We start from the raw sequence: 10,084 nt of genomic DNA, 5'->3' as shown, positions 1-10,084 counted from the left end.
CACCGCGCCACGCCTGGTCGTTGATGTCCCGGATGAGCGCGTACTCGATGGAGAGCCGACGGCCCGACTTGGCCGCGTACCCGCAAAAGAGCCCGACCTCCCAACCGACAGCCGTATGCCCGGAAGGCGACGGGCAGACGTACCGGCACGGCCCCGCCCCCACCACCCACCGGCCTGACGCGCAAGCCGCAAGCGATCAGAACAACGCGCTATAGGCATTCAGCGCAGGCTGCCCACCAAGATGGGCGTACAACACAGTCGAATCCCGCCCGATCTCCCCACGCCCCACCAGATCCACCATCCCGGCCATCGACTTCCCCTCGTACACGGGATCCGTCACCATCCCCTCAGTACGCGCGGCCAACCGCATCGCCTCCAGAGTGGCCTCATCCGGAATCCCGTACGTCCCCGCGTGATACCGGTCGTCCAACTCAACATCCGACTCATCCAACTCCCGCCGAACACCGATGAGTTGCCCCGTACCCCGAGCAATCCGCGCGATCTGCTCACGCGTACGCACAGGCGCCGCCGACGCATCGACACCGAGAACACGCCGCGCCCGCCCACCCGCCTCCTCCAGCGCAGCGAACCCGGCAACCATGCCCGCCTGAGTCGAACCGGTAACCGAACACACCACCACGGTGTCGAAGAAGACCCCCAAGTCCTTCTCCTGCTCAGCGACTTCATACGCCCACCCGGCAAACCCGAGCCCACCGAGCGGATGATCAGAGGCACCAGCAGGAATGGCGTACGGCTTCCCACCCCCCTCCTCAACCTCCCGCAGCGCCTGCTCCCAGCTCTCCTTGAACCCGATCCCGAACCCGGCCCGCACAAGCCGCACATCGGCCCCCGCGAGCCGGCTGATCAGAATGTTGCCGACCTTGTCGTACACGGAGTCGGGCCAGTCCACCCAACTCTCCTGCACGAGAACGCACTTGAGCCCGGCCCGAGCAGCGACGGCCGCGACCTGCCGCGTGTGGTTGGACTGCACACCACCAATAGAGACGAGCGTGTCGCAACCCTGCGCAAGCGCGTCCGCGACGAGGTACTCCAGCTTGCGCGTCTTGTTCCCCCCATAAGCAACACCGGAGTTGCAGTCCTCCCGCTTGGCCCACAGCGAGGCACCACCGAGATGCTCGGTGAGCCGCTCCAACGGGTGCACGGGCGAGAAGCCGAAAAGAAGGGGGTAACGCTCGTACGAGTCGAGGGACATGAGTTCTCCCGATATCAGTCGGAGTCTGCGAGATCTCCGAGCGGGCGCCAGATCTCCGCGGTGATACGCACCGCTTCCGCCGTGTCGTCGTCGGCACAGGCATCGATCAACTGGTCGTGCAGCCCGGCGGAACGACAGTTGCCGCCCTCACCGAAGCGGCGCCGCTCAAGGCGGCGGATGAGCGGGGTGTAACGCGCGATGGTGGCCGCGGCAGCACGATTGCCGCTCACCCGCACAAGCACGTCGTGCAGTTCATCATCAGCACGCAGGGCACCATCGACGTCACCACCGCGAACAGCCTCGGCGAACCGCGCGTTGGCCACACGCATCGTCTCGATGTGCTGTGGAGCGAGCCGCGGCACCGCGGTACGCACGGCCAGTTCATGCATGGCGCCGACCACGGCCGCGGCATCGCGCACGTCGGCGGTCACCATGGGAGTCACCCGCGTATAGCTCTGCGGTTTGCTCTCCAGCAGCCCCTCGTCGACAAGCCGCGAAAAGGCCTCACGCACGGGCGCCCTGGACAGCCCGAGCCGCTCGGCGAGCTCGGCGTCGCGAACCGCCGCGCCCGGTTCGATGTCACCGGCCACGATGGCGTCCCTGATCGCTTCGTACGCCCGGTCCCTGAGCAGGGTCCGGCGGACGGGTCGTATCGCCTCCACAACTGAAATGTTAGATGTCAGCCAACACCCACACAAGGGTGCAGCCCGCACCGAAGTACGGGCCACACCCCACGCCCCACGCCTCCCACGCACCCACGCACCCTCAGGCAACCCAAGGCCAATCAGCATCCCGGGCAGCCTCAAGCAGCGGAACCATCCGGAAAGCCGCGTCCGAGAGCCCGCCGAACACGTGACGGTTCCCCCGCCCCGACGGCCCGTGGCCGGCCTGGTACCCCGCGAGGTTCCAGGTGTAGACCGGGACCTGCGCCGGAACCTGCTCGGTCGGGTCCCCGTAGTGGCTGTACGTGGCCTGCTCGTCCGTGACGATCAGCACACGGTCGTGCTTCTTGTAGTGCTTGCGCACCGCGTCGCTCGTATTCGTACCACCAAGATCACCGAACCGCTCCAGCACCTTCAGCACGGACTCGCCCTTACGGAACTTCACCCGCCCACTGGTCGTCCCGAACTCCACCAGATCCGCGTCCGCCGCCCGCAGCGCAAGCGCCGTACCGAAGATCGCCGCCGCGTCGGCCCGGTTGAGCTCCGAGCGGTCGGACATGCGCGAGTAGAACATCGACCCGGACCGGTCGACGAGTACGAGCGTCCGCCCACCCAGCGCCGGCACGTTGGCCAGCGAGTGACCGAGCGCCCGCTCCAGCGGGTACGCCCAGCGCAGCGACGGCGCGTGCTGGTACGCGGCGAGGTACCGGAACGGGAACTGCCGCGAGCGCGCGACCTCCACCGGGTCACTGATCTTCGCGGCGACCTGTGCCGCCAACTCGTCCGAGACCCCCGCCTCGTCGAAGTTCCGCAGATTCCTCACCAACGCCATGGCACCCATGGACGGAACGACCGCCTCCCAGGCCGCCTTGTCCATCGGCCCCTGCAGCCAGCCGGCCAGCGCCTCCCACGTCATCCCCGCCGCAGCCAGCCGCTCGGCGCCGCCCTCCGACGTCACGACCGCCCGCCGCTCGGCGACCGGCAGCGCCATCAGCTCGCGGTGCGCGGTGAGCACGCGGTTGGACACGGGCGGCACGGCGGTGTCCGGGTTGTGCCGACGGTCGAGGGCGTACTGGAACAGCTCGCCCTGCCACGGCTTGTCCGGGTCGGGCGCCGCGTGCACGAGGTTGAGGATGTCGCCGAAGCGGTAGCCCTTGGACGCCGTGTCGTACTTCAGCAGCGACTTGCCGCTGTAGAGCCGGCGCACGGCGTCGGCGATACCCCGCTTGACGGGCTTGGGCACGTTGCGGCCGTACAGCGCGGTCCAGTACGCGAGCAGCTCGCCGGGCTCGTCCGGACGCCGCAGCACGGAGGCGACGACCTGCCGGTTCGACGGGCCGTCCGTGGCGCCCGCGTCGAGGCGCGCCTTGACGTACTCGGCGGCGCCCACGATCGACGCGGTCCGCATGTTCCCCTCGTCACGCAGCCAGCCGAGCAGGCCCGCGGTCCACGAGGGATCGCTCACGGCGAGCCGGCGGACGAGCGCGGCGAACCGGTCGTCACGAGCGGCGCCGGTCTCGTAAAAGGTCTTCTGCGCGACGAAGTTGGCGATCGACAGCAGAAAAAGCTCGGAGCGCGGGTCACGCTCACGACCACGGCCGCCCTCGTACGTACGGAGCACCCGCCCCGTCGACGTGACACGCGAAGTGCCCTGGCCCTTCGCGAACTTGGTGTTGAATCGCGCCATGGTGAATTCCCCCGAATTCATATCTGTTTCGGAGGGAGGCGCAGCAAATGGAGCGTGCCCGAGATCAGGGGTCGGCGGCGGGACTTATCACTTGACGCGTCTTCCAGTTCCGCCACATCGACCGAAGCCGACGACGGGATTCGAACCCGCACGGTTTCCCATCAAGTCCCGAAGTAACCGCTGCCTGCGCACCGGGCACACACCATCTGCTGCGCCTCCCGAGATCAAATCGGCGGCGGCGTGGGTTCTTTGAGAGAGAAGTAGCCGCAGCCCGCGCACCGGGAGGTGCATGAAGTTGTGGTGTCCAGAGTTCAAGGCCGGCGGAACCGACGTAGGTGCTCTAACCCCTGAGCTACACCGGCGCGTTGTACCGGTGACGGGACTCGAACCCGCGGCCGCCCCATTAGTAGTGGAAGTAGGTCCTGCCTTCGCACCTGGACGTTCATTACTGTAGGGGCGTACCGCGGGCCGGGCGAACGAATTAATTCATGCCGTACAGAAGGGCGTTCAGCCGCGCTTCTGACGCTTCCAGGGACCGGTGATCGCGAGCAGAATCCCCGGGCTCTGGATATTGGCGTACAGCGTCCTGCCGTCGGGCGAGAAGGTGACACCGGCGAACTCGCTGTACTCCGGCTCCTCTTCGGTGCCGATGTTCAGGTCGTTGCGGGCGATCGGGTACGTACGGCCGCTGTCGGTCGCGCCGAAGAGGTGCGAGATGCCCTCGCCGTCCTCGGCGAGGACGAGGCCGCCGTACGGGGAGACCGTGATGTTGTCGGGGCCGTCGAAGGCGCCGTCCACCGACGGGTCGGGGTTCACGCCGAGGAGGACCTTCAGAGTCAGGGTGCGGCGCCTGGGGTCGTAGAACCAGACCTGGCCGTCGTGCTGGACGGGGCTCTCGTCACGGGCGTACGAGGAGACGATGTACGCACCGCCGTCGCCCCACCACATGCCTTCGAGCTTGCGGGCGCGGGTGACCTCACCGGGCTCGAACTGCTCGCGCACGGCGACCGTCTTCGCGTCGCGGTCCGGTACCTCGACCCAGTCGACGCCGTACACCGTGCCGATCTTCGTGGCGCGGGACAGGTCGTCGACGTAACGGCCGCCGGAGTCATAGCACTTGGGCGCCTGGAGCACGCCCGCGTCGTCGGCGAGGGTACGGAACCTGCCGCGGCCGTGGGTGAAGCCCTGCGGCGGGACCCAGCGGAAGAACAGGCCGTTGGGGTCGGAGTCGTCCTCGGTGAGGTAGGCGTGACCGCGCCTGGGGTCGATGACGACGGCCTCGTGGTCGTAACGGCCGAAGAACTTCAGGGGCTTGGGATTGCGGTTGGCGCGGCGGTCGGCGGGGTCGACCTCGAAGACGTAACCGTGGTCCTTGGTCATGCCGTTCTCGCCGGCCCGGTCGGAGTTCTCCTCGCAGGTGAGCCAGGTGCCCCAAGGGGTGCTGCCGCCCGCGCAGTTGGTGGAGGTGCCGGCAATGCCGACCCACTCGGCGACCGCGCCGCCCGGGCGCACCTCGACGACCGTGCAGCCACCGGACGCGGCCGGGTCGTAGACGAGACCCTCAGTGAGCGGCACCGGGTACTTCCACTTGGAGCGCGGACCCTTGAGCTCGTGGTTGTTGACGAGCAGGGTCGTGCCGCGCGGGCCCGCGAAGGCGGCGGTGCCGTCGTGGTTGGACGGCGTGATCTCGCCGGACTCCAGCTTGGTCTTCCCGCTGTACGTGATGACGCGGTACGAGAATCCGGCGGGCAGCGCGAGGATGCCCTTGGGGTCGGGGCGGAGCGGGCCGTAGCCGACGGCTCCGCCGTGCCGCTCGGCGTCGTCGCCCGTGGACTCGGTGTCCTGGGAGGCGAGGGCGCCGGGCGCGGTGGCGAGGGCGCCGACGCTGCCGGCCAGGGCGACACCGGCGCCGGTGATCGCGGATCGTCTGGCGAAGTCCCTACGGGTGAGGGGCATGCTGTGCTCCTGATGCGGTGGAGTGTGACCGTGGCGAGGGGGGGGCGGCGGACCCTGCTTTCGGCCACACGGTCCCCCTCGCGGCTGAACGCCGGTTGAACGCGGGTGGACGTTCCAGGGCCTGCTTCCGTGAATCCGGACGGAATCCGGCCGGTTTCGCCCGTCAGGACCGACGACACCCCATACGGCCCAACAGTTCTCGCATCCGAACTGTTGGCCGGAATAATCTGCAGAGCAACGACCCGTACGACCCCGACGCATGGGAGGCGAGCCGGAGTGGACGCACGTCAGGCACGCCGTCTCCATGAGGACCGGCTGATGACGCTGGCCAACGTGACCGGGGTCGGCACCGGCCGCGACGAGGACTCGGGCGAGGACGTGATCGTCGTCTTCGTCACCCACAAGGTGCCGCACGACCGGCTCCGCCCGGAGGACGTCGTCCCGGACGAGCTGGAGGGCGTGCCGGTGCGAGTACTCCCGATGGGCGACACGGAGGAGCCGGACAAGCCCTGATTCGCCCCCGCCGCCCCTACCCGTCCCATCCCTGGGAGCTGCGCCCCCAGACCCCCGCTATCGGCCTAAACAGCCTCGTCCTCAAACGCCGGACGGGCTGAAGGGGACCGGGCCCGGCCTGAAAAGCAGGGCGAAGCCCGCTTTTCAGGGGCGCGGGGAACTGCGCGCCCAGCCCCCACCTACCCGCACCCGACGCAACACACCCCAGGGGGTCTGGGGCAGAGCCCCAGGGGACGGGACGGGTAGGGGCGGCGGGGGCGAAAGAAAACCCGGCTCAACCCCCTTGTTGCGACCGAGCCTTGAACGCCGCCTTACGCGCCTCCTTGGCCACCTTCTTGTCAGGATGCAACCGCCCCATCGCCTCCAGCACATCCGGCGTGGCGGGATGATCGACACGCCAGGCCGCGGCGAAGAAACTGCCGTGCTGCGCCGCCAGCCCCTCCACCAGAGCCTGCAGCTCAGCAGAGTTGCCCTCCGCGGCGAGCTGCGCCGCGATCGTGTCGACGGTCAGCCAGAAGACCATCTCCTCGGACGGCGCGGGCACGTCCGGCGCACCCCGCTCGGTCAGCCAGACCCGCGCGAGCCCACCCAGCTCGGCATCGCCGAGCACGTCGCGGAGCGCCGGCGCGGCCTCCGCGCCGACCAGCGACAGCGCCTGCTGGCAGCGCAGCCGCCGCAGCGGCGCCCCGGCATCGACACCGCGCGCCGCGGCCAGCAACTCCCGCGCGGCGCCGAGGGGTTCGCGCCGGGCGAGCCACTGCTCGGTCTCGGCCTGGGCGGCCGCCGGCGAAAACGCGGCCGTCCCGTCGAACAGGGCATCGGCGCCCTTGTCCGCGAGCTCTCCCACCGCGGGCGCCGCGAACCCGGCGTCCAGCAGCCGCGCCCTGATCCCGTAGAGCCCGAGCGGAGTGAGCCGTACCATCCCGTACCGCGAGACGTCCGTGTCGTCGACCGGCGCCGCGGGCTCCTCGTCGGCGTCGGCCATCAGCGCCTCGTCGACGGGCTGGAAGTCGACGAGCCCGACCGGCTCCAGGAGCCGGAACTGGTCGTCGAGCCGCATCATCGCGTCCGACACCTGCTCCAGGACGTCGTTGGTGGGCTCGCCCATGTCGTCCGGCACGATCATCGAGGCGGCGAGCGCGGGCAGCGGCACCGGTCCGTCGCCGGGACCGTCCGCGCCGGCGGTCAGCAGGTACAGGTTGCCGAGCACCCCGTCGAGGAACTCGGCCTCCGCGTCGGGGTCCCAGTCCAGTTCGGAGAAGTCGATCTCGCCGCCCTCGCCCATGGCGTCCACGATGTCGTCGAGGTCGGGCACGCTGGCGTCGGCGAGCACGGTCTCCAGCGCGCCGAGCCAGAGCCCCAGCACGTCCTGCGGTGCTCCGGCCACGACGAGCGCCAGGTCCGCGCCCGCGGTGACCGTGCCCTCCTCCTCGTCCACGATGTCGACGAGCCCGGTGTCCACGGCCACCCGCCAGGCCTCGCTCGCGTAGGCGGCGGCGTCCTCGCCCTCCAGAGCGAGTTCCGCGGCCGCCCCCGGCAGCTGCTCCTCGACGAGTTCGCCGCCGACGCCGACCCGGGTGTCCGGGCCGGCCCAGCGGGCGAGCCGCACGGCTCGCGAGAGGAGCGGCGTGGCGAGCGCGTCCCGCGCGAGTTCCGCTTCGGAGTGCAGGCGCACCGGCGGCAGGGGGGAGCTGTCTGACATCGGCTGGTTCTCCTAGGACGAACATTCGGACGTATATTCCGGACGTACATTCCGGATGTATCTGGCATACACGGGGCCCACGGGCCACCCGGGAAAGACGCTCGCCGGCCGCCCCGGTGAATGCGCTCTCAGCCTAGACGGATTTCGACCCATGCCGCCCGGTTCATGAACCTGTCAGAAGTCGTAACCCGGGAAACCTTGACAAGTGACTTGGCCAGACAGGAGATTTACGCGCGTAGAAACTCGCGGATAATCCCCCGCCCCAGCCTCTACGCGCGTCACTCTCCGCCGCCCCACCGGCTGCCTCTCCCCCCCATGGCTCCACCCTCGTCTTTCGTCCCACCGCACCACCTTCGCCCCATGGCTCCACCCTCGTCCCGGCGCCCACGCACGTCCCCGGAGGGATTCCGTTGCCCAGCAAGTCCTCAGTTCGCATAGCCGCGCTCACCGTCGCAGCCGTCTGTTCCACGGTCTCCGCGGTGGTTCTCACCTCACCCGCCCAGGCCGCCGCCGTAGCCGTCCACGACATCCAGGGCCCCACCCGGACCTCCCCGCTCGCGGGCCAGCAGGTCACGGACGTGACCGGCATCGTCACGGGCGTGCGGACCTACGGTTCGTCCCGCGGCTTCTGGATCCAGGACCCGTCGGCGGACACGAACCCCGCCACCAGTGAGGGCATCTTCGTCTTCACCAGTTCCACGCCGAAGGTCGCCGTCGGCGACTCGGTCAGCGTCGCGGGCACGGTCACGGAGTTCGTCCCGGGCGGCGCCTCGTCCGGCAACCAGTCCGTCACGGAGATCACCAAGCCGACGGTGACGGTGGTGTCCAGCGGCAACGCGCTGCCGGCGGCCACGGTCGTCAACAGCCGTTCCGTACCGGCCACCTACGCGCCCGTGGGCGACACGGCGGCGAGCGGCTCGGTCAACGCCCTCCCGCTGGCGCCGAAGAAGTACGCCCTCGACTACTACGAGTCCCTTGAGGGCATGAACGTCGCGATCGGCTCGTCCCGCGTGGTCACCGCGACCGACCCGTTCTCCGAGCTCTGGGTGACGGTGAAGCCGTACGAGAACGCGAACCGGCGCGGCGGCACCGTCTACGGCGCGTACTCCTCGCAGAACACCGGCCGGCTGCAGATCCAGTCGCTGATCCCGACCGCCACGCAGCCGTTCCCGACGGCGAACGTCGGCGACACGCTGAAGGGCACCACCGAAGGCCCGCTCGACTACACCCAGTTCGGCGGCTACACGCTGACCGCCCGTACCCTGGGCACGGTCGAGGCCGGCGGCCTGGAGCGCGAGACGACCCGCAAGCAGTCGCGGAGCGAGCTCGCGGTGGCGACGTACAACGTCGAGAACCTCGACCCGACGGACGGCTCCTTCGCCGACCACGCGGCCGCGATCGTGGACAACCTGCAGTCGCCCGACATCCTGTCCCTGGAAGAGATCCAGGACAACAACGGGGCGAAGAACGACGGCACGGTCGCCGCCGACCGGACGATGCAGAAGCTGGTCGACGCGATCGCGGCGGCGGGCGGCCCGGCATACGCGTGGCGGTCCATCGACCCGGTGAACCTCGCGGACGGCGGCGAGCCCGGCGGCAACATCCGCCAGGTGTTCCTCTACAACCCGGCGCGCGTCTCCTTCACCGAGCGCGCGGGCGGCGACGCCACGACCGCCGTCGGCGTGACGAAGGTGTACGGCAAGGCGCAGCTGACCGCCTCCCCGGGCCGGATCGACCCGGCGAACGACGCCTGGAAGAACAGCCGCAAGCCGCTCGCGGGCGAGTTCGTCTTCCGCGGCAAGACGGTCTTCGTGATCGCGAACCACTTCGCGTCGAAGGGCGGCGACCAGGCGCTGCACTCGCAGTTCCAGCCGCCGGCCCGCAGCTCGGAGACCCAGCGCCACCTCCAGGCGGCCTCGGTGAACGCCTTCGTCAAGGACATCCTGGCGAAGCAGAAGAGCGCGAACGTCGTCACGCTCGGCGACATCAACGACTTCGAGTTCTCGGAGACGACCAAGCTCCTGGAGGCCGGCGGCGCCCTCTGGTCGGCCGTCAAGTCCCTGCCGAAGAGCGAGCGTTACAGCTACGACTTCCAGGGCAACAGCCAGGTCCTCGACCAGATCCTGATCAGCCCGTCGATCCGCAAGGACTGCGAGTACACGTACGACAGCGTGCACATCAACTCGGAGTTCAACGACCAGATCAGCGACCACGACCCGCAGGTGCTGCGGTTCCGGCCGTAGTTCCTCGTTCCTCCCGTACGCCGAGTGAGCCCGGCCCCCTCGGGACCGGCGCCGGGGGCCAGCCGAGGTAGTTAGAAGCACCCCAAGAATCAACAACACCCACACACA

7 protein-coding genes are annotated in these 10,084 nt (G+C 69.3%); 2 read left to right on the top strand and 5 right to left on the bottom strand.

The genetic code is table 11. From position 1 onward, the window contains the following. Window positions 1-196 precede the first annotated feature (196 nt). The 4 genes from AB0I18_RS50485 to AB0I18_RS50470 form a co-directional block, all read right to left on the bottom strand. Window positions 197-1,213, bottom strand: a complete 1,017-nt coding sequence (locus AB0I18_RS50485; protein WP_363112613.1) for a 1-aminocyclopropane-1-carboxylate deaminase — start codon at window positions 1,211-1,213, stop codon at window positions 197-199. A gap of 14 nt (window positions 1,214-1,227) precedes the next feature. Further along, window positions 1,228-1,875 carry a GntR family transcriptional regulator gene (locus AB0I18_RS50480; protein ID WP_363112612.1) on the bottom strand — a complete coding sequence of 216 codons (648 nt, stop codon included), beginning with the start codon at window positions 1,873-1,875 and terminating at the stop codon, window positions 1,228-1,230. 103 nt (window positions 1,876-1,978) lie between these two features. Continuing rightward, complete coding sequence (locus AB0I18_RS50475) at window positions 1,979-3,562, bottom strand: TROVE domain-containing protein (protein ID WP_363112611.1); 1,584 nt, start codon at window positions 3,560-3,562, stop codon at window positions 1,979-1,981. Window positions 3,563-4,069: 507 nt separating this feature from the next. After that, window positions 4,070-5,518 carry an alkaline phosphatase PhoX gene (locus AB0I18_RS50470; protein WP_363112610.1) on the bottom strand — a complete coding sequence of 483 codons (1,449 nt, stop codon included), beginning with the start codon at window positions 5,516-5,518 and terminating at the stop codon, window positions 4,070-4,072. A 318-nt stretch (window positions 5,519-5,836) separates the two neighbouring features. On the opposite strand from AB0I18_RS50470, the gene AB0I18_RS50465 reads away from it, so the two are divergent. Continuing rightward, on the top strand, window positions 5,837-6,031 hold the full coding sequence (locus AB0I18_RS50465) for a hypothetical protein (RefSeq protein ID WP_363112609.1): 195 nt from the start codon (window positions 5,837-5,839) through the stop codon (window positions 6,029-6,031). A gap of 274 nt (window positions 6,032-6,305) precedes the next feature. Here the strand turns inward: AB0I18_RS50465 and AB0I18_RS50460 are convergent, their stop codons facing one another. After that, window positions 6,306-7,733, bottom strand: coding sequence for a hypothetical protein (locus tag AB0I18_RS50460; RefSeq protein WP_363112608.1), 1,428 nt, complete (start codon window positions 7,731-7,733; stop codon window positions 6,306-6,308). 410 nt (window positions 7,734-8,143) lie between these two features. Here AB0I18_RS50460 and AB0I18_RS50455 point away from each other — a divergent pair, with 410 nt between their 5' ends. Next, window positions 8,144-9,976: an endonuclease/exonuclease/phosphatase family protein gene (locus tag AB0I18_RS50455; RefSeq protein ID WP_363112607.1), complete on the top strand. Its 1,833-nt coding sequence runs from the start codon at window positions 8,144-8,146 to the stop codon at window positions 9,974-9,976. Window positions 9,977-10,084: the final 108 nt, after the last annotated feature.

The organism is Streptomyces sp. NPDC050704 (genome assembly GCF_040654355.1).
In the GTDB taxonomy this organism is placed as follows: Bacteria; Actinomycetota; Actinomycetes; order Streptomycetales; family Streptomycetaceae; genus Streptomyces.
The sequence above is the reverse complement of the archived record's forward strand: the minus strand, read 5'-3'. Positions and strand labels throughout refer to the sequence as shown.